General features: G+C 66.8%; 18 protein-coding genes. 8 read left to right on the forward strand and 10 right to left on the reverse strand.

Annotated elements, in window-relative coordinates:
* Positions 1-10 precede the first annotated feature (10 nt).
* The 3 genes from ABIC28_RS06815 to ABIC28_RS06825 form a co-directional block, all read right to left on the reverse strand.
* Positions 11-1063 carry a beta-keto acid cleavage family enzyme gene (locus tag ABIC28_RS06815; RefSeq protein WP_097210893.1) on the reverse strand — a complete coding sequence of 351 codons (1053 nt, stop codon included), beginning with the start codon at positions 1061-1063 and terminating at the stop codon, positions 11-13.
* A gap of 74 nt (positions 1064-1137) precedes the next feature.
* Positions 1138-1965: an SDR family NAD(P)-dependent oxidoreductase gene (locus tag ABIC28_RS06820; protein WP_097210892.1), complete on the reverse strand. Its 828-nt coding sequence runs from the start codon at positions 1963-1965 to the stop codon at positions 1138-1140.
* Positions 1966-2046: 81 nt separating this feature from the next.
* A complete protein-coding gene (locus ABIC28_RS06825) occupies positions 2047-3405 on the reverse strand; it encodes an MFS transporter (protein WP_354578114.1) in 1359 nt (452 codons plus the stop codon).
* Positions 3406-3626: 221 nt separating this feature from the next.
* Here ABIC28_RS06825 and ABIC28_RS06830 point away from each other — a divergent pair, with 221 nt between their 5' ends.
* Positions 3627-4646, forward strand: coding sequence for an AraC family transcriptional regulator (locus ABIC28_RS06830; RefSeq protein ID WP_209928094.1), 1020 nt, complete (start codon positions 3627-3629; stop codon positions 4644-4646).
* Positions 4647-4697: 51 nt separating this feature from the next.
* On the opposite strand, the gene ABIC28_RS06835 is transcribed toward ABIC28_RS06830, so the two are convergent.
* Entirely contained in the window at positions 4698-5141 is a 444-nt protein-coding gene (locus tag ABIC28_RS06835; RefSeq protein WP_354578116.1) for a hypothetical protein, read from the reverse strand.
* A 114-nt stretch (positions 5142-5255) separates the two neighbouring features.
* Here ABIC28_RS06835 and ABIC28_RS06840 point away from each other — a divergent pair, with 114 nt between their 5' ends.
* Positions 5256-6797 (forward strand): FAD-dependent monooxygenase, encoded by a 1542-nt coding sequence (locus ABIC28_RS06840; protein ID WP_354578118.1) that lies wholly within the window; start codon positions 5256-5258, stop codon positions 6795-6797.
* A gap of 11 nt (positions 6798-6808) precedes the next feature.
* Here ABIC28_RS06840 and ABIC28_RS06845 read toward each other — a convergent pair whose 3' ends face one another.
* A complete protein-coding gene (locus ABIC28_RS06845; protein ID WP_097210926.1) occupies positions 6809-7777 on the reverse strand; it encodes a helix-turn-helix transcriptional regulator in 969 nt (322 codons plus the stop codon).
* An 88-nt stretch (positions 7778-7865) separates the two neighbouring features.
* On the opposite strand from ABIC28_RS06845, the gene ABIC28_RS06850 reads away from it, so the two are divergent.
* Positions 7866-8519 (forward strand): TIGR03086 family metal-binding protein, encoded by a 654-nt coding sequence (locus ABIC28_RS06850; protein ID WP_097210887.1) that lies wholly within the window; start codon positions 7866-7868, stop codon positions 8517-8519.
* Between the two features lie 94 nt (positions 8520-8613).
* On the opposite strand, the gene ABIC28_RS06855 is transcribed toward ABIC28_RS06850, so the two are convergent.
* Positions 8614-8757 (reverse strand): hypothetical protein, encoded by a 144-nt coding sequence (locus tag ABIC28_RS06855; RefSeq protein WP_179800479.1) that lies wholly within the window; start codon positions 8755-8757, stop codon positions 8614-8616.
* A gap of 258 nt (positions 8758-9015) precedes the next feature.
* Here ABIC28_RS06855 and helR point away from each other — a divergent pair, with 258 nt between their 5' ends.
* Positions 9016-11295 carry an RNA polymerase recycling motor ATPase HelR gene (gene helR, locus ABIC28_RS06860; protein ID WP_354578121.1) on the forward strand — a complete coding sequence of 760 codons (2280 nt, stop codon included), beginning with the start codon at positions 9016-9018 and terminating at the stop codon, positions 11293-11295.
* Here helR and ABIC28_RS06865 read toward each other — a convergent pair.
* The gene (locus ABIC28_RS06865; protein WP_354578123.1) at positions 11230-12450 is read right to left on the reverse strand and encodes a protein kinase family protein; all 1221 of its coding nucleotides are present in this window, start codon (positions 12448-12450) and stop codon (positions 11230-11232) included. The two genes, helR and ABIC28_RS06865, sit on opposite strands and share 66 nt — an antisense overlap.
* A gap of 394 nt (positions 12451-12844) precedes the next feature.
* Positions 12845-13714, reverse strand: a complete 870-nt coding sequence (locus tag ABIC28_RS06870) for a hypothetical protein (RefSeq protein WP_354578125.1) — start codon at positions 13712-13714, stop codon at positions 12845-12847.
* 349 nt (positions 13715-14063) lie between these two features.
* Between ABIC28_RS06870 and ABIC28_RS06875 the strand changes: the two genes are divergently transcribed.
* From ABIC28_RS06875 to ABIC28_RS06885, 3 genes are all read left to right on the forward strand, one after another.
* A complete protein-coding gene (locus ABIC28_RS06875; RefSeq protein ID WP_097210884.1) occupies positions 14064-15149 on the forward strand; it encodes an RICIN domain-containing protein in 1086 nt (361 codons plus the stop codon).
* Between the two features lie 118 nt (positions 15150-15267).
* Complete coding sequence (locus ABIC28_RS06880) at positions 15268-16206, forward strand: hypothetical protein (RefSeq protein WP_257017211.1); 939 nt, start codon at positions 15268-15270, stop codon at positions 16204-16206.
* A 52-nt stretch (positions 16207-16258) separates the two neighbouring features.
* On the forward strand, positions 16259-16618 hold the full coding sequence (locus tag ABIC28_RS06885) for a hypothetical protein (RefSeq protein WP_354578128.1): 360 nt from the start codon (positions 16259-16261) through the stop codon (positions 16616-16618).
* 241 nt (positions 16619-16859) lie between these two features.
* Here the strand turns inward: ABIC28_RS06885 and ABIC28_RS06890 are convergent, their stop codons facing one another.
* On the reverse strand, positions 16860-17339 hold the full coding sequence (locus ABIC28_RS06890; protein ID WP_354578405.1) for a hypothetical protein: 480 nt from the start codon (positions 17337-17339) through the stop codon (positions 16860-16862).
* 133 nt (positions 17340-17472) lie between these two features.
* A complete protein-coding gene (locus ABIC28_RS06895; protein ID WP_354578130.1) occupies positions 17473-17925 on the reverse strand; it encodes a MarR family winged helix-turn-helix transcriptional regulator in 453 nt (150 codons plus the stop codon).
* A 106-nt stretch (positions 17926-18031) separates the two neighbouring features.
* Between ABIC28_RS06895 and ABIC28_RS06900 the strand changes: the two genes are divergently transcribed.
* Positions 18032-18880: an alpha/beta fold hydrolase gene (locus ABIC28_RS06900; protein ID WP_354578132.1), complete on the forward strand. Its 849-nt coding sequence runs from the start codon at positions 18032-18034 to the stop codon at positions 18878-18880.
* Positions 18881-18912 lie beyond the last annotated feature (32 nt).

Raw genomic sequence — 18912 nt, forward strand, 5'->3', positions numbered from 1 at the left:
CTGTCGCTGATCAGGCGTGGTGGGTGAACCCGACCTGGCCCGGGCGGCGGTTCGGCGCGTAGCCGAGCTTGGCGAGGGTCTCGTCGGCGTCCGCATAGGTGGTGCCGATCTTGTAGATGTCGCGGGCGTCCTTGCCGGTGGCGACCTCGCGTCCGAGTTCACCGGCGATGCGGACCAACTGTTGGATCTGCTGAACCGAGGTCATCTTCTCGCCCTTGCGGCCCCAGATGGTGTCCTCGTTGCCGCAGCGGGTGTGCAGGCCCATCGCGATCGCCATCGTGTTGACAGGCAGCACGCTCCGCATGAGGGACTCCAGGGTAAGGGCCGCGCCGTCCGGGACACGCTGGATGAAGTTCATGATGTTGTACGGGTTCGGGCCCTCCATGCCGCCACCGATGCCGGTCCAGGTCACGTTCAGCGGGCCGGTGTAGACCCCGCGACGGATGAGCCGCTCGACGCTCTCGAGGCCGGTGATGCCGGTCAGCGCGAACAGGGGCTGGATACCGGCGGCCTGCAGGCGGCGCAGATGCTCCTCGACCCAACCCGGGCCGGCCGGGATCGTCATCTCCCGGTACGTCTCCTGCAGCTCCGGACGCGCCAGGGATGTGCCCGCGATATCGTCCGCGGTCAACAGCTCTGCGATGTTCATCTGGCTGGTGTTGATCGCGATCGTGACCTGGTCCGGCTTGGGGTCGAGCTCGGCGAGCATGTGCCGGGTGTCATCGGAGAGCCACTTGGCCTCGGCGCCCTCACCTTCCGGAGCGAACGAGATCGAGCCGCCGACCTGCAGGACCATCTCCGGGACGGCCTCGCGCAGCCGACCGAGGAGCTCGTTGAACTTCGAGAGACGCTTGCTGCCCTTACCGTCGAGCTCACGGACGTGGATGTGCAGCACCGACGCGCCGGCCTCGTAGCAGTCGACGGCCTGCTGGACGTGCTCGTCCATGGTCAGCGGAAGGTCCTCACGGAAGTCGTTGGGCTCCCACTCGGGCCCGTACGGCGCAGCCGTGATGACCAGCTTCTCCTGGTTCTCCGGGAAGAGGGCGTCGTCGTGGAAGTGCATGTGTTGCTCCTGTCGGTGACTCTGGAAAGAGTTGGTGGGATGTGGTTTTCGATGGAACCGCGGGGCGGCGGCGGTCAGATGACGGCGCCACCATTGGGGCTGATGACCTGGCCGACGAGGTAGTGGGTTTCGCCTGCGAGGTAGACGGCGAGGGAGGCGTACTCCTCGGGAGTACCGAGTCGGCCAACGGGAACGATCTGGTAGAGGCTGCGCTTCTGCTCCTCGGTGGCCCCGTCGAGGTACTCCTGGAAGGGAGGCGTCAAGACGCCTCCGCAGGCGATGGCGTTGACGTAGATGCCTGCGCCTGCGACGTCGAGCGCAACAGTCTTGGTCAGGCTCACCACAGCGGCCTTGCTGGCGGAGTAGCCGGGACTGTGGGTGCTGGCCGCGGAGGTACCGGCGATCGATGCGATGTTGATGATGCGCCCGTAGCCCTGGGGCTCCATGAACTTCAATGCTTCACGGATGCAATAGAAGACGCCGTGCACGTTGACGCCCCACCACTTGAGCCAGTCGTCGTCGGTGAGGCTGCTGGTAATGCCGAGGGACTGGCGTTCCATCGGCGTGGTGATGTAGGCGTAGTGCTTGTTGCGACGCACCTCGTCGGCCGGGGAGTTCGGCACGCGGGCGGCGTTGTTGACGAGGATGTGGACGGTCCCGAACTGCTCGCCTGCGCGGGCGAACATCGCCGAGACCTCCTCCCGCGAGGAGACGTCGCACCGGATGGGCAGACTCTTGCGGCCGAGGGCCTCGATCTCCGCGGAGACCTCGTTCAGCCTGTCCTCCTGCACGTCGCAGAGCACCAGATCTGCGCCTTCCTGCGCCAGGGCCAGGGCAATCGACCTGCCGAGGCCCTGTGCTGCCCCGGTGACGACGGCAACCTTGTCGAGTAGCTGCTGCAACTTTCTGCTCTCCTTCAGTGGGTGGATAGACGAGCCGTCTCGACGCCCCTGGCGACGACAGGCTCCGATGAGCGTGGTGATCTAGGCCGGGGACACGAGCGCGTCTGCCGGGGCTTCCGATGTCTCGCCGGAGGTCTTCAGCGCCACCGAAGCAAGCTTGCGGAGACCGGCGGGGTAGAGCCTCACGCCGAGGACCAAGACCACGATCGACAGGACGGAGGCGAGCGGAACCCACTGCAACGCGCCGAGCAGACCCAGTCGATCGGACATCATCCCGACGACGAGCGGGCCGAGCGCCAGTCCGAAGACGTTGTTCGCGAGGGTGCCCACGCCGAAGGCCGAGGCCTGGATCGACGGGTGGCTCAGGCTGGCGACGACCGCCGTTGTGGCACCGGTGAATCCGGAGCAGAAGAATGCCCCGATTCCGATCAACGTCAGCTGCGCCGGCCCGTTGTCGAGTTGGAAGCCGATCATCAGGCACACCATCGAGATGGCGCCGTACGCGATCGCGGCACTCCACCTGCGTTCGGGTCGCCGTCGCCCGATCCGGTCGGCAGCGATACCACAGAGGACCGTTCCCGCACCGATCAAGAGCACGAAGACCGAGGCCGCCAATCCGGCATCCGCGGCCGCCATGTCGTGGTAGCGGTTGAAGTAGCTGGGAAGCCAGGCGAGCAGCACACCCGCGACGAAGAACTGCATTCCCGCACCGACATATGCACAGGTCAGAGACGCGTTGGTGAACAGACTCGAGATGGGGGCGCGTCCATTCCCTGGAGCACGTGTCCCGGGAATCTGCTGATCAGCGGCATGACGCGCCAGTCGCTGCTCGTTGACGAGGATCCGGAACAGGATGACCAGGCACAGACCGAAGGCCGCCATGATCAGGAACGCCCCTCGCCAGCCGAGCCGATCCGCGAGGATCCCGCCGAGCGCGACACCCACGACCGAGCCGAGAAACCCTGCGCCGATGACGGAGCCACTGAGCGAGGCATGCAGTCGTGGGGAGAAGACTCCCAGAATCACGGCCATGCCCACGCTCGCGTAGGCGGCCTCACCGAACCCGATCAGGAATCGTGCGCCGAACAACTGCGCGTAGTTTCCCGCCGCGGCGCACAGGATCGTGGCAGCGCTCCACATGCCGGCCATGACCACCACGCTCCTGACGCGACCCCAACGGTCGGCCAGCAGCGAAATCGGCAACGCCAACACACCGACGGTCAGGGCAACGACACTGGTCAGACCCGCGAGTTGCGAGTCCGACAGGTGCCACTCGGCCTTCAGTACCGGGAAGACCGAGCTGAGAACCTGGCGGGACATGTAGTCCGACATCATGAGGCCGAGGATCAGGGCGAAGACCACCCACGGATAGATCGTCGAGCGGTTGCCTGCGCCGGGAACCTCTCGGGACGGCGCGGACTCCTGGGGCTCCAGTTCCATGCGTGCTCCTGTTCTTGAAAGATCGCGTTGGGGCGACGCGTCTCGGATATGGCCGGTTCGGAGAGCTCGCTGCGGTCCTGAACCAGGGGTCTGCCCGCGAGAAGCGACCGTGTGGACGGATTCGACAAGTGCGGGTGACTCAGGTCACGCTATACGGATTGGGTCGACATCACTTGACCCATTGGGACACATTCTTTGGCAGTTTGGGACAGGGGAAATCGATGACGGCGCTGAAGGTGCGGAGTTCGGCTCTGACCGGGTACGTCGAGTTGACGCAGTCCCTCGGCTCGGACCCTGATCCGTTCATGCGTGCCGTCGGCATCGATCCGACGGCCTTGGCCCAGCCGAACACGTGGCTTCCCGCGGAGCGCGTTGACGAGCTGTTGGAGCGCACCGCACTGGCAACGGCCTGCCCGGCCTTCGCGGTCAGGATGGCGGACGGAAGGGGCGTGTCGATTCTCGGAGCTGTGGGTTTGGCCGCCAGGGAAGAGCCCGACGTCCGGAGTGCGATCGCGCTCATCCTGCGCCACATGCGGGTACACAACGAGGCGATTCGGATTCGGCTCGTCGAGTTGAACGGGCTTGCATCCCTTCGGATCGAGCCCGCGCCAGGGATGACACTCGGTCGCCAGTCCATCGAACTGGTCATCGCATCGTTGGCCCGGATCCTCAGCGCCTTCCTTCCGGAGGACTGGCGACCACTGTCCACGTGCTTCGTCCACGACGCACCGCCCACACTCGACGTCCATCACCGCGCGTTCGGGACGGACATCGCGTTCGAGCAAGACTTCAACGGCTTCGTGCTCTATTCGAGCGATCTGGACTCCGTCAACCCGCTGTCGGACCCGATGTTCCAGCCCTATGCACGGCAGTACCTGGATCTGCTCGCGCCACCGGAGGATGCCTCCGTCGTCGGACGGGTGCGCGACATCATCGAAGCCCTCCTCCCCGGCGGAAGCTGCACCGCGGCCCGTATTGCGCGCAGTCTCGGAATGGACAGGCGGACCCTGCATCGACACCTGTCCCAGGCGGGCGAAACCTACTCGTCCGTAGTCGATTCGGTACGCGGAGACCTCGCGCGCCGGTACATCACGCGCGGTGATAGGAACCTCACCGACATCGCAGGCGAACTCGGATTCTCGGATCTGAGCGCCTTCTCGCGCTGGTTCCGCCGACAGTTCGGCCTGAGTCCCACGGCCTGGGCTGCCAGGGAACGTGACCTCGGCCCGCGGCCGAGATAAGGACTCTCCGGCCTTGTAGAGCCCGGGTCGGCTACACGATCGGGTGCCAGGTCAGCGGGCGGCAGGCGATTCCTCCCAGGCATCTCCGGTCCACGAGATCTCGATGGCATATTCACTGTTCACCCCGGTGGCCCAATAGTCCACGATGCCATGATGCGCTGAATCGAGTTCGATCCAGCCGATGCGGAACCCTCCGCGCAGGACACGTTGGGCTCGCCGGTCGATCTCGGCCAGCGAGGCGCAGAGGCCGCGGATTCGCGACTCGATCCAGTCCGCCGTGGGATCGACGACGGTGATCTCCAGGGTGTCCTCATCGCCGAGCGGGATCACGATCAGCAGCTCGCCGGAGCTCGGCCGAACCTCCCGTGTCGCATGATGCTCGTAGGCGCGCAACAGGTCTCGCGGTTCGTAGGGCGCATGAGCACCACCGGAGCGTCTGGGACGAGCAAAACGGAACACCGGCCCATTTTGCCCCAACGAGGAAGAAGCGATCACTCACGGCTTTTCCCCTTTTCAAGATATAGCGCACCGGGGGGCTTGCCGCAAGACCCGGGTGATGCCGCAGAATCGCTGGCCTGAGTCAGAACTGAGGAAACGGGAGTCAACAAAATGCCAGTGACGGACACCGACGTGATCATCGTGGGCGCAGGCCCGTCCGGCCTGATGCTGGCGGGTGAGCTGCGCCTGGCCGGGGTGCGAACTCTGGTGCTGGAGCGACAGCCGCAGATTCGCGACATCCCGAAGGCCAGCGGCATCGGCGGGCGGATCCTGGACCTGCTGCGCTACCGAGGTCTGCTGGAACGGTTCGAAGCAGCCAGCAGCGACCCCGATATTGCACCCCGATTCCCCTTCGCTGGTTTGTATTTGGACTTCACGGACATGGTGGATCCGCCGATGCGGGCGCTGCCGATCCCACAGATGGAGATCGAGCGACTGCTCGACGAGCACGCCTGCGGGCTCGGCGCCAACATCCGCCGCGGACACGAGGTGGTCGGCGTGAGTCAGGACGACACCACGGTCACCGCGGACGTGCGCGGGCCGGACGGGCCGTTCCGGGTGACCGCCCGATACCTGGTTGGGTGCGACGGCGGACGCAGCCGGGTCCGGGACATGGCCGGTATCCCGTTCCCCGGCACCACCTATCCGGAGGTCAACAGGCTCGCCCAGGTCGCCGTGCACGAATCGGTGACCGTGCAGGGCAACGGCGATATCGACGTCCCGGGGCTGGGCAGAATCCAGGCCGGGTTCACCCGAACCGACCGCGGCGTGTTCGCGTTCGCGGCCGGCTCCGGCGTTCTGTCGCTGCAAACCACCGAAGGCGAATCCACCGAATACGACGATGACGAGCCGCTGACCCTGACCGAGCTCGGCGACAGTGCCCGACGGGTGCTCGGCGCGGATCTCCCCTTGGGAGACCCGATTCGGCTGTCGCGCTATACATTCAAGGATCGGCAGGCCGAGCAGTACCGCGCCGGGCGCATCCTGCTGGCAGGCGATGCGGCCCATCTGTTTCCCGCCACCGGCACCGCGCTCAACGTCGGCATGCTCGACACGGTCAACCTCGCCTGGAAGCTGGGGGCCGATATCCATGGCTGGGCACCGGCCGGACTGCTGGACACCTATCAGGACGAGCGCCATTACGCCGGCGGGCGTGCGCGGCTCCAGACCCGAGCCCAGGTGGCGCTGCGGCGCGGGCACGACGCAGCCGCCGACGCGCTTCGGCAGGTCTTCCAGGAACTGGTCGCCGACGAGCCGGCGCTGCGCCGCATGGGATCCCTCGTCGGCCACACCGACATTCGTTACCCGATGCCGGGCTCCGATCACCACGCCATGGCCGGCACCTTCGCACCGAACCTCACCCTGCACACCGACCAGGGCATCACCAGCGTCGCGGAAATCATGCACCCCGGTCGGCCCACCCTCCTCGACCTCGCCGACCGCCCCGACCTCCGCGAGGTCGCGCGGGATTGGGAGCACCGCATCGACATCCACCCCGCCAAGACCGAGGATCGCCCGGCCGACGCCCTGCTGATCCGACCGGACGCCCACATCGCCTGGGCGGCCACCATCGACGAGCCCGCCGATGCCGCCGGGCCCGCGCTGCGGGAGGCGCTCTCGTCCTGGTTCGGCGAACCCAGCTCGGGTCGCTGAACCGGTTCCCGCTACGGTGCCGATTCCACCGAGGCGGCATACCGCCGGGCCAGCGTGCGCAGATGCGCGACCAGCTCCGGCGGTCCGTCGACGCGAAAGTCCATCATCAGCATGCTGAGGTAGACGGCGATGGTCTCGAGGGCGTCCGCGCCGGTCAGCAGGACGCAGGTGTCCGCGTCGACGGCCTCCACCACGCCGACGGCCGGATTGATGCGGGCGATCACCGTTTCGGCGGGCGCGAGCACGGTGACGCGGGCGTGCACCTTCCAGCCGGTGCTCGCGATGTGGCGCATGACGAACGCGACCAGGTCCTCGTCGGGCAGTGCGCGGGGCCCGAACCGGCGGCTGCCCGCGGCTGCCTGGCGCACCTGTGCGACGGGAATCGCTCGCCAGGAATGGGTTCCGATGTCGTAGGCGACCAGGTACCAGCGACGCTGCCAGTTGATCAGGCGGTACGGCTCGACTTCTACGGTGTCGCTCTCGATCTCGATGGACACCGCGGTCGTGTCGCGGATCGCCCCCGCAAGGGCGGTGAGCACCGCGGCAGGCACCGGTGCGTCCGGCTCCCGCGAACCGGTGGTCGCCGGCCCGAGTGCGGTGGCATTCCGTAGTGCTGTCACCTGACGCTGCAACCGCTTCGGCAGGATCTGTTCGAGCTTCGCCAGGGCCCGCGTGACGCTCTCGGTGATGTCCGCGATGCCGGTGGAGCCGTCCGCCGCGAGGTCGATCGCGACGGCGACCGCCACCGCCTCGTCGTCATCGAGCAGGAGCGGCGGCATCGTCGAACCGCGGCCGAGCCGGTAGCCGCCGATGGCGCCGCGTTCGGCGTGAACCGGGTAGCCGAGTTCGCGCAGTCGCTGGATGTCGTTGCGGAGGGTGCGGTCGGTGATGTCGAGCCGTTCGGCCAGCTCCCTGCCGGTGTGCGCGCGGTCCTGCAGCAGTGAGAGCAGGCGCAGGACACGCGTTGTGGTTGGCGCCACATTCACCTCCGAAATTATTAGGAACGAATCCAGCCTAATGGCCTCATAGGCTCAGGTCACACCCAGGAAGTACGACGAAAGGTCCGCCATGAACCACATCACCAACGCCGACGCGACCGCGACCCTGCGCCCCGTTTGGCGCGACGTGCTCTCGACCTCCTACTCGGCGCTGGAAGGCGTCGTCGCAGGAGTCGGCGACCAGCAGTGGCAGCTGCCGACCCCGTGCTCGGAATGGAATGTCACGCAGGTGATCCAGCACGCCGCGGGCGACCAGCTCGCCTTCGCCCAGGCCCTCGGCGTCGGGGCCGGACCCGCCTACAACCCCTTCGACCCCTCCGGTGCCATCGACGGCTCGGCAGCGGCACTGGTGCGCGAGGCGATCGAACAGACCGGCGCCGCGTGGGCGACCGTCGCCGACGACACCGATTCCGTTCCGACCCCACTTCCGCACGGCGCGCTCGCGACCCCGGTCGCCGCCGTCATGGCCGCGCTGGACGCCGCCGTGCACGCCTGGGATATCGCGATCGCGACCGGCCAGCCGTCGCCGCTGACCGATGAACTCGCCGGATACCTCCTGACCGCGGCACGCACCGCGCATCCGGCGCCCGGCAGTGGCATCGAGGCGGAGATCGTCGAACCGCTGCGCCAGTGGGGCGCATACGCCGCGGTGCTCGAGGACGAGTCGGGCGATACCACCGTCGCCGAGCTGCTTCGCTACCTCGGGCGTGACCCGCGCGCCTGATCCGAGGCGGTGCCGGCGTGTGCCAAAGCCGGGGTCAAAAAACCGCCCCTTCCGCGATGGGAGGGGCGGCTTCGAGATCTGGTGCTGACGCGGGTCAGAAGGGCCGGCCCAGCATCGTCGCGATCAGCTGCAGCGGCATCGTGATGAACGACGCGCCGACGAAGAGCGCCGATCGCAGCGGATCACCGGCCAGGTATCCCTCGCGGATCCATTCCAAAGCATCAGTCGCCGAACCCATGCGCTTCCCTCCCTGTTTGTTTGCAATACAACAGAACTGTCGGCGGCAAAGCACGTTCCGTTACAGCACGAAACTGCTCGTGCCGCGCACACCGCGAGGCCACTTCTCGAGGGGATTTGTCCGTCCGGACGAAGAATGGAAAGGAGTCCGTACCCCTTTCCGCTTTCAATGTATAGCGCACCGGGGGGCTTGCGGCAAGACCCGGGTGGTGCCGCAGAATCGCTGGCCGAAGCCAGGAACTGCGGAAATGGGGGGCACATGTCAACTCAGGGATACGAGGACGAGTTGCGCGCCGAACGGAGCCACGTGGCCGAGCTCTACGCGCGGCTCGACGCCGAGCGCGCGCGGGTGAAGGGCCGGCACAGCGCGGCGCTCCGTGGCCCGATCGACGCCGAGAACGGCGGGACACTCGTCGACCGCGATGCCGAGGTGCGCGCGCTGGCGAGGGAGGTGAATCGGCTGGAGGTCGCCGACAACGGGCTGTGTTTCGGCCGATTGGACGCCCTGTCGGGCGAACGTTCGTACATCGGCCGGGTCGGCATCTTCGACGAGGAGAACGAGCTCGAACCGCTGCTGCTCGATTGGCGGGCACCCGCGTCGCGCGCGTTCTACGTCGCCACCGCCGCCAGTCCGGAGGGCATGCGCCGGCGCCGCCAGTTCCATGCTCGTGGGCGTGAGGTCGTCGATTTCACCGACGAGGTGCTCGGCCGCCCGGATGGTGCCGCCGACGATGACAGAGGAGACTCCGCCCTGCTCGCGGCGGTCAACGCGCCGCGCGGTGAGGGGATGCGCGACATCGTGGCGACGATCCAGGCCGAGCAGGACCGGATCATCCGGCTCGACCACCCCGGGGTGCTGGTGATCGAGGGCGGCCCCGGCACCGGGAAGACCGTGGTGGCGCTACACCGCGTCGCTTACCTGCTCTACACCCAGCGGGAGCGGATGGAACGCCACGGCGTGCTCGTGGTCGGGCCGAACCCGGCCTTCCTGAACCATATCGGCCGCGTTCTCCCGTCGCTTGGCGAGTCCGACGTGGTGTTCATGACCACCGGCGATCTCGTGCCCGGTCTGCGCGTCACCGCCGAGGACGCCCCGGAGGCCGCCCGGCTCAAGGGTTCGCTGAAGATCCTGGACATCCTCGCCGCCGCGATCGCCGATCGGCAGCGACTGCCAGGGGATCCGCTGCCGGTCGATCTGTCGGACGTCACGGTGCGGATCGACGCCGAGACCGCGGAGTGGGCCAGGGAGGAGGCGCGCGCGAGTGGGCTGCCGCACAACGAGGCCCGCGCGGTGTTCGCTGACATCGTGGCCTACGTACTCACCGAACGGGCGATAGGCCGGATCGGCCGGGGCTGGCTGACCCGGAAGGACGAGCAGGCGTGGGAGGAGCTGCGGGCCGACCTGGTCGCCGAACTCGCCGACAACGACGCGTTCACCGCCGCGCTCGACGAACTCTGGCCGATCCTGACGCCGGAAACACTACTGGCACAGCTGTACACGTCACCCGAACGGCTGCGCGCGGCGGGCGCTGGCCAGACACTGCTTCGCGCCGAGGGCGATGCCTGGACGGTATCGGACGTGCCGCTGCTCGACGAACTGGTCGACCTGCTCGGCCCGGACCCGCGCGCCGAGCAGGCCGCCGCGCGGGAACGGAAAGCCGAGGCCGAGGCCGAGGCGGCGTACGCCGCCGGCGTGCTCGACCTCATGGTCGGCCGTGCAGACCACATGGACGACGACGACCATCTGTTCGCGACGGATTTGCTCTACGCCGAGGACCTTGCCGATCGATTCGTCGAACGAGACACCAGGGAGCTCGCCGAACGCGCTGCGGCGGACCGAGACTGGACGTACCGGCACGTCGTGGTCGACGAGGCCCAGGAGCTGTCCGAGATGGACTGGCGGGTGCTGATGCGGCGCTGCCCGGACCGATCCTTCACGGTGGTGGGCGATCTCGCCCAGCGCCGGTCGGCGGCTGGCGCGATCTCGTGGGACACGATGTTCGAGCAGTACGTGCCCGGCCGCTGGGTCTACCGGTCGCTGACAGTGAACTACCGCACCCCGGCAGAGATCATGACCGTCGCCGCCGCGCTGCTCGCGGAGTTCGCTCCCGGAGTCGAGGCCCCGGAATCCGTCCGAGCCTGCGGCGTCCAGCCCTGGTCCAGGCGGGTCTCGACGGGCGAACTGGCTTCTGCCATCGAAGAATTCGTTCGGGACGAAGCCGGGCGCGAAGGCACCAGCATCGTGATCGGGCCGGCGGACATGCCGGGCACGGTGGCGGCGTCGGAGACGAAGGGGCTGGAATTCGACTCCGTCCTGGTCGTGGAGCCGGAACGGATCCTCGCCGACGGCCCGCGCGGCGCGGCCGAGCTCTACGTCGCCCTCACCCGGGCGACCCAACGTCTCGGGGTGCTGCACCAGGGCCCGTTGCCGCAGGCCCTGGCCGAACTCGATGAACCCGGGACGTCCGCGCCCTCAGCTCAGGAACCCGACCTCCGACAGTTCGGTCCGGAAGCCTCCCTCACTGCCCGCCTGAGCTGAGATCCAGACGGTCAACCCGGAGTACGGCGCCGAGGCGACAAGGGCAATGGGCGTCACTCCCGATTGCAGGGTCGCTGCTCCCAGCACCGCGGTCTCTTCGAGAGCTCCGCCGACCGGGGGGAGGGTTCGTATCTCGACGCGGGCTCCCGCGGAGGGCGATGCGATCCACACCCCCCTCAGCGTGGTGTCCACGGGCAGCGCCACCGTCAGCCCGACACCGTTCTTGAATTGCGGGAACTGTTGCATGTACGTGTCCGTCGACCAGGCCGTCTCCAGGTTCCCGTCGATGGCCAGGCCGCCCGCGAGCGCGTTGTCCGGGTATTGCTGGGGCGAGTACACGGCCGCTCCGCCCGGAGCGACGGGGATCAGTGGAGGCGGCGGTGGCGGCGCGCCAACTCCGTTCGTTTCATCGGCCGAGGCGACGGCCTCGAAGGTGGGCGGATCGGCGATGGCCGTCCCGATGAGCCACCCGATCGCGCCGAGCATCGCCACGGCGACCGCTGCGATGCCGGCAAATGCGGCCAGAGCGCCCGGTCGCGTCGGGTCATCCTGCGTCGCGGGCTCTGCATCGGAGATCGGTTCGGGAACCGGAGCCTCCGGGGGGAGTGGCTGATCGACAATCCCCCGCAGCGTGTCGGTAATGGCGACCGCGGTCACCTCCGGGCCGTCGCGCCTCGTCATGAGGCCCAAGGCGTCGGGACTCTGGACTCCCGCGGCCAACGTCTGGACCACGCGGCAGAAGCCCCGAACGTCACCGTCGCGCTCGCTGGACGCGGGCGTTCCGGGAAAGGCGACGTACGCGATGCCATCCAGGCTAACCCGCACGCGCCCGGCGTCTCCGATCGCCAGTACCGCCCCGGACTCGTGAAAACTGCGCATGGCGTCGGCAAGCTCGACGACCGCGCGGGCCACACCCAGGACCGACGTCGAGCCGGCGGACGCCTCGTCCACTGACACACTGGGTATCCACTCTGCGACCACCGCGCTGAACGAAGCCCCGTCGACCATGTCGAGAACGGAAGCGACAGCGGCAGTCCTGACCTGACCCAGCACCACCGTTCGCGCAAAGACCTCGTTGACGGACGAGCGGCCGAGTTGCGTACTGACACCATCGATGATGGTCAGCGCGACTTCGCGATCCAGGACCCGATCCATCGCATGCCAGAACTCGAAATCGGCGGTGACACCCCAACGCCGGAGTAGACGGTAACGACCGCCTCCGAGAACAGATCCCGCCGACCGGACCGCTCGACGTCGCGAATGTCCGTTCGGTGCAGGGCTTACGGCCTCAGTTGCGCGACTGCGGAGCTGACCGGCTTGCATTGCTACCCACCCCCACACAGACAGATCCCGCTCGGGCGCTCGCGAGAACGACGCGGCCCTCCATACGTACCAAGAGAAACGCTATCGGATGGCCAGGCCCACACCTGATTCGACCAAAGGTGCGCGTTTGGTCGAATACCCGTGCAGGATCTGGAGAGTCTGCCGAGCAGGCGCGATCTGGAATCTGCGCTCGCCGGGATCTAGTGGCCCGGTAATTGACTGGCGCTCAGACGAATCCGCCATCGAAGAACGCCAAGAGTGCCGGCGTCGGATCTGTCGCGGTGGTCGTGTTTGCCAAGCCGACAACGATCATGCCCAGCGACACCACCGCCGAGAGGACAGCGCACGACCCCAAGATGCGCCTCGTTTCCCTGGCGGATGACTCCGTGCTCGCAAACCACTTCCACAACACCACGCTCAGGCCGACGAGGACGGCGGCCACCATCGCGGCGATCACGGCCATCACCGCGTGATATCGAGAAAAGTCGCTGATCATCACATCGAGGGCAGGCGGGATCCGGTCACCACCCGCACTCGGGGGGTCGGCCAGTTGCTGCCTGACCTGGCTGAGAGTATCGGCGAGCTCTCCGTCGGTTTCGCCGACCGGCAACATCGACATCAGCGAGGAGAAGGGCGCCACGGCACCCTGGACGTTGGCCATCACCACCACCAACGAGAACAGGGCGAGCATCGTGACCAGAACGCCGCCCGCCGCGAGCGCGGCACGCCTCACCGCCCCGGTGCCGCCTGAATTCGCGAACGACTTCCAGAGGAGAACACCGAGCACAACGAGCGCGACCAGCAGGATCGCAGCGATCGCACCCTTGGCCATGTGGTAGCGGACCCAGTAGTCGACAACCCCCTCCATACCGGGCGAGAAGTCCCGGTCGCCGGTGCTCCAATACGCAACGAACGTCTCTCGGACGGCGTCGAGGAGGCTGCTCTGGTCGGAGAACCCCTCGCCGGGCCCGATCGCCGCCAGGGTGCGCGGGGCGACGACGAAGGCGGCGACGAGCGCCGCGGCGAGCGCGACGAGCAGGGCGAGGACGCGACCGGACACTCCCGCGGGTCGCGGCGGGGCGGCGTAGCGGTGCAAGAAGGCTCCTTCAGCTGGTTCGAGCTGTGCGCTCGGGTGGCGTGACGCTGTCTACACCCGATCACCATTCAGCACCCGCAACGGTCCGTCACTGGGGTTCGCCACCCATTTGGGGTGGGGCCAGCCACACCTCCCTTGGCTTGAGAGCACCTACGCCAGTTCCGGACATCAGGTCCGCGTCATCGCAACTTCGGTGCGTACCCTCTGTCCTCACCCAAGGTTGCGACCGCAAATGACGCCACGGCAGAAGTTCAACTATCAACCAAATCGATTGAGCCGCCCCGCATTTCTCGCGGAACATACATGCGGCGTTCCCGCGCGCTTCATCCGTGATCCCTAGGCTCGCCGAATGAAATTCAGCCTTCGAGCGGCAGCCGTCCTGCTCTTCTTGATAGCGAGCTATCTCAACGCGGCCCCCGCTGCGCTCGCTGCAGGAGCGTCGCCCGAACAGGTTGCCAAGGATTGCGCCGCGCCCATGCTCAAGCAGGCCGGCGACATGATCTACGAAGACCCCGAGTGCCATCTCACCTACAAGAGCAGCAAGCAGGTCTGGGGCAAGGCCACCATTCCCAACAAGCTCGGCGGGAGCAACAGCCCAATGGCCTACGGCTGCACTACCAGTGGCAGCGTGGCCGTGTCCGGGACCAAGTCCTCCTCCACCAGCTTCTCCTTCGGCCTCGACCTGGGCGCGAAGAAGAAGTTCGGCGACTGGGAGGGGTCGATTGGACCCAAGCTCGGTTGGAGCTGGACCTGGAGCACCAGCGACACCCACACCCACACCGCCGTGGTCCCGCTCGGGAGCGTGGCCTGGATCACGGTGCGTGAGCCTCTGATCGAGGCGGTCATCGACATCGACGCCGATTACGACGGCAACAGGCACGAAAGCGCCAGGGGAGTAACCATTTTCGTACCGGATACCAGCCGGTCGTTCGCCTGGCAGTATGAGAGCCGTCCGATGACCGACACGGAGCAGAGGGACATCTGCGGCAAGACCCCGGCCAACAACGCATACGGCATCTGGTCGGCCGGTTCCAGAGCTCCCTACAAGAACGAGCTGAGCGGCAAATGCCTCGCCCTCGGCGGCACGATCCCGAACGGCGGGCTCGTCGTGCAAAAGACCTGCGACGGCAAGGCCGGGCAGAAGTGGAACGCGGTCAAGGCGAGCAACGGCTATTTCACCATCCGCAACGACAACGGCTATTGCCTCACCACTCCGTACAACAACGGAACCCCGCCCGGCGCGAACACCCAGCTCATGTGGTGGGGCTGCGAGAGTCGTTGGGACTCAGGCAACCAGATGTGGTCGGTCAATCCGACAAAGGACGGAAAATACACGTTCAGCAACCAGTGGACCGGCCTCTGCCTGGCCCCGCACCCGAACGATGTGACCAAGAACGGCGGCCGGGTGGTGATCCGCGCCTGCAACAAGTGGTGATCCGCACCTGCAAGTAGCCGCCCGATTACTGACGCCGGCATGAATCGTCTCGTCGGAGAAGGAGGCGGTGTAGAGTCCCTCTCTTCGTCTCCGGATGGAGTCCTCAGGAGTACGTAACGTGACGAGACATCGCGAACGGACCCATCCGGCGCACGAGCGCAGTGGTCACGGAAATGGATACCTCGACCCAGTACCCGCCGGGGAGCGCGGCATCGACGTCCCGGCAATCCTGCAGGGAAGCCGAATTCCCATCGGAGGGTATTCGACAGAAGTCGGCGGCGAGCCGATCCGGATCACGGTGGGCCGACACTGCGTCGACGACGACGGAACATTCGTTCCCGAGGCCGGAAACATAATGATCCGGTTTGGCGTCGTGGATATCGCCATGCGCCCCTGTAGCGCCGTTCGTGTCGTGCGACTCGCGGCGCCAGTGAACTTGGGCCCTGTCTACGTATACGTCCCCGAAGCCGGGGCTACGTGGTCGAGATATCTGGTTACCGCTTTCTTCTCGGGTTCGGGATCCATGCTCGAAGCTCCGCCGAATTTCGATTGGCGGAAGTACGCGAACGTATTCGGAGAATTCTCGGTATACCGAGCAGACGGTGCCCAGGACCAGCTGACGTCGGTATACCGCTCGATGAACAGGAGTTTTTACCACTCGTATATGGACGGACGAGGCAGGTACTGGAAGCTGCACGTCACCCCGCCGCCCGAAAACTCAGGGCTCGGTGAGGCATTCGATGCAACGCTGGGCGCTCTGTCGCGCAGATCCGCCATCAGAAGCAACCTCAGACCCATAGCGCTCGAATGGCTACACGGCGGAATCGTCAAGTTCACCTTTCAGCGAATCCGGACACAGCGCTGCTTCTACTTGGAACTCGAGATTCCCAGCGTCAGCCAGATGAGGTTCGGCCGCTTCTTCCTGCCGGGAGACATGGTGCTCATTCGAGAGCCCGACCAGTTTGCGGCCGGACTGGTCTCAATGCTGCATGAGCGGTCGGCGGCATCACGTTCGTTGTTCGGTACTGAATGCGAGTGCGTGCAGGGGCTGGTATGAGGACAGTGGACCCGATTCATGTTGCGCCCGTGGATCCACGAGGGGAGGACGCATGGTGGCTGTGGTGACCGTAGACCTCTTCGGCTGGCTCAGTTCGGTCGACGGTCTGGCTACGACGCTGTCCGCCATCGGCCGCGACGTACTCGGTGAGGACGCCGGGTACGGCAGCATTGACCAGGAGACGGTGGCCAGACTCGAAGCAGAGTGGACCAGCGTGATCCCACACCGAATCGCGGAAACGACCAGCAAACAGATGTGGTGGGCGCTCAACAACGACGACATCGAATCGCTGCGGAGCGCGTTGGAGCCTATCCTTGCCGCCCAGATACCGGGTCCCAGCGACGTGGAACCGCTACAGCGGGACCTTGTCGCCTGGGCGATCCACATTCACCGCTACACCGCGCGACACTGAACCCCAGGACGGCCGCAGTTACCGGACTCGTTGGCGCTGCCATGTTCGTTGCGGTGCCGGGCGTAGCCGGCGCCGCAGACGCGGCCAATCCTTGCCAGCTCGGGTGGGCCCGGGACGGGTTCAGCTCACCATGCGGACCGACCGCCCGAGCATTCCGGTTTCGACTGAAGTGGTCGTCCCCTGACGCACGTCGCCCCATAGGGGTCGGCCGCCCGGTCGACCGGCGACTTCTCTGACCAGTTCACCCTTTTGGCGTCTGCGTGGCCGTTCTGCGCTCGCCGTCGTTGCGAGCTTCGATGGCCTCGACGGACTTCCTGAGCCCCTTACCCAGGACGCGGGAGCCAACGATCCCGAGCACGCTCGCGAGCAGCCGCCCCTTGAGGTTCTTACCGTCGCGGACCACGACGACGTCCACGTCGGTCACACCCGTGGGCTCCTGCGTGAGGGTGTAGGTGTGGCCCGAGGCACCACCCCACAAGTTGGAGTCGGTCGTCGTCATCACGACACGATGGGGGTCGGTCCAGTCGTAGTGGAGTCGTTCCCAGATACCGCTCGAGCCCTCCGTGACATCGGCGTCATGAGGGCCTTCCTGATGCACCTTGAGGTAACTGTCTGCGCTTCTGCCGAAGATTTCCTCGCGACCCGGCCCGAAGTCGGTGAGGCCTGCAAGGACCTGCTCAGGCGTCGCGGTGGTCGTCTGGTGGAGATGAATCGTGGTCATGGCGCCTTCCCTGACACGTGGATGATCCGATCCGGCCCTGAGGCCGGGGTCGGTGACGCCCATCCAGAACATCACGCGCGCGAACGTCACGGAAGGGGACGGCTCGACCCGATTTGCTGGTCCTCGGAAGTGTCTAGCCCCGCAGGCGGGTGATCGCGTGCGGGGTCAGGTGCCGCGCAAGCTCTTCGAGGAGGCTGACGACCTCGGCGACCCGTTGCGGGTCGTCGGTGTCGATGGCGGTCGCGACGGCCGCGTCGATGGGGCTCGACCTGACCTCCTCCACCCTCTCGGAGGGCTGGGGTGCGGCGTCGATGAGGAGGCGCCGTCGGTCGCGGGGGTCGGGCGCGGTGACGACGGCGCCCGCGTCGCGCAGCCGGGCGACCGCTGCCGAGACCGCGCTCTGGGGAAGGCCGGTGCGTTGTGCGATTTCTCCGACCGCACTACCGGGATGTGCGCGCACGTCGCTGACCACGATCAGCACGGACCGAACGCTGGTGGAGTGCGGACCGATGCCGTCGGTGGGCAGGGCCTCCTCGCCGATCTTCATCAAGGTCCTTCCCAGCAGGAACAGTTCGACTCCATCCATGCCCACAATCTACATCAGTTCTGATGTATCAATATTGATTCATCAAAACTGATGCTTTACGGTGGTTCTCGAACGGGCCGAGTCGCCCCAATCGAGAGGACCTTCGATGAACACCACCACGGCCCCGGGCCTGACGACCGGCATGCTCCGGGCTGCCGGCGCCACGCTCTACTACGAGGTGCGCGGCACCGGACCGATGTTGTTGATCTCCCAGAGTGGCGAGGGAGACGCCGGGCGCAGCAAAGACCTGGTCGACCACCTCGTCGCCGATCACACCGTGGTGACCTACGACCGCCGCGGCCTGTCCCGCAGCACGCTGGACGACCCCGCGCAAGGGGTGAGCCTGGCCGAACACGCCGATGACGTGCACCGCCTGTTGTCCCACCTGAGCGATGAGCCGGTGCTCATGCTCGGCTGCAGCCTGGGCGCCTCCATCGGGTTCCACGTGGCTGTCGACCACCCCGGGCAGATCAGCACGCTCATCGCCCACGAGCCCGTCACGCCGCGGCTACTGCCCCCCGACCGGCACGCCCACCACGAGCAGGAACTGGCGCACATTCAGCGGGTCCACCGCCGCGACGGACTGGCCGCCACCTTCAAGGTGGTCGCCGAGGTGCTCGGCATCGACCCCGCCAACCCCGACGCCGAGCCCGGCCTCACCCCGCAGCCCATGACACCCCAGCGGACGCGCAACTTCGACTTCTTCGTCGAGCACGACTTCACCGCTGTCATCGGCGACACCCTCGACGTCACCGCGCTCGCCGACACCCCGACCCGAATCGTTGCGGCCGTTGGGCGCACGACCCCGCGCACCGTCTTCGACAACAAGTGCGCCTTCGCGCTGGCCGACCTGGTCGGCAGCGAACTGCACGAATTCCCCGGCGGCCACAACGGCAACACCACCCACCCCCGCGCCTATGCCGCCGCCCTGCGCACCGCGTTCAACGCCCTCTAGCCGACCCGCGACATCGCCGACCCGCGACATCG

The sequence above is a fragment of the Rhodococcus sp. PvR044 genome (assembly GCF_040548995.1).
GTDB classification, from domain to species: Bacteria; Actinomycetota; Actinomycetes; order Mycobacteriales; family Mycobacteriaceae; genus Rhodococcus_G; species Rhodococcus_G oryzae.

Coding starts and splice junctions, on each gene's coding strand:
- ABIC28_RS06875 (WP_097210884.1), top strand. CDS start 14,064: ATGAAATTCAGCCTTCGAGCGGCAGCCGTCCTGCTCTTCTTGATAGCG.
- ABIC28_RS06850 (WP_097210887.1), top strand. CDS start 7,866: ATGAACCACATCACCAACGCCGACGCGACCGCGACCCTGCGCCCCGTT.
- ABIC28_RS06825 (WP_354578114.1), bottom strand. CDS start 3,405: ATGGAACTGGAGCCCCAGGAGTCCGCGCCGTCCCGAGAGGTTCCCGGC.
- helR (WP_354578121.1), top strand. CDS start 9,016: ATGTCAACTCAGGGATACGAGGACGAGTTGCGCGCCGAACGGAGCCAC.
- ABIC28_RS06855 (WP_179800479.1), bottom strand. CDS start 8,757: ATGGGTTCGGCGACTGATGCTTTGGAATGGATCCGCGAGGGATACCTG.
- ABIC28_RS06865 (WP_354578123.1), bottom strand. CDS start 12,450: ATGGATCGGGTCCTGGATCGCGAAGTCGCGCTGACCATCATCGATGGT.
- ABIC28_RS06895 (WP_354578130.1), bottom strand. CDS start 17,925: ATGGATGGAGTCGAACTGTTCCTGCTGGGAAGGACCTTGATGAAGATC.
- ABIC28_RS06830 (WP_209928094.1), top strand. CDS start 3,627: ATGACGGCGCTGAAGGTGCGGAGTTCGGCTCTGACCGGGTACGTCGAG.
- ABIC28_RS06885 (WP_354578128.1), top strand. CDS start 16,259: ATGGTGGCTGTGGTGACCGTAGACCTCTTCGGCTGGCTCAGTTCGGTC.
- ABIC28_RS06890 (WP_354578405.1), bottom strand. CDS start 17,339: ATGACCACGATTCATCTCCACCAGACGACCACCGCGACGCCTGAGCAG.
- ABIC28_RS06900 (WP_354578132.1), top strand. CDS start 18,032: ATGAACACCACCACGGCCCCGGGCCTGACGACCGGCATGCTCCGGGCT.
- ABIC28_RS06840 (WP_354578118.1), top strand. CDS start 5,256: ATGCCAGTGACGGACACCGACGTGATCATCGTGGGCGCAGGCCCGTCC.
- ABIC28_RS06815 (WP_097210893.1), bottom strand. CDS start 1,063: ATGCACTTCCACGACGACGCCCTCTTCCCGGAGAACCAGGAGAAGCTG.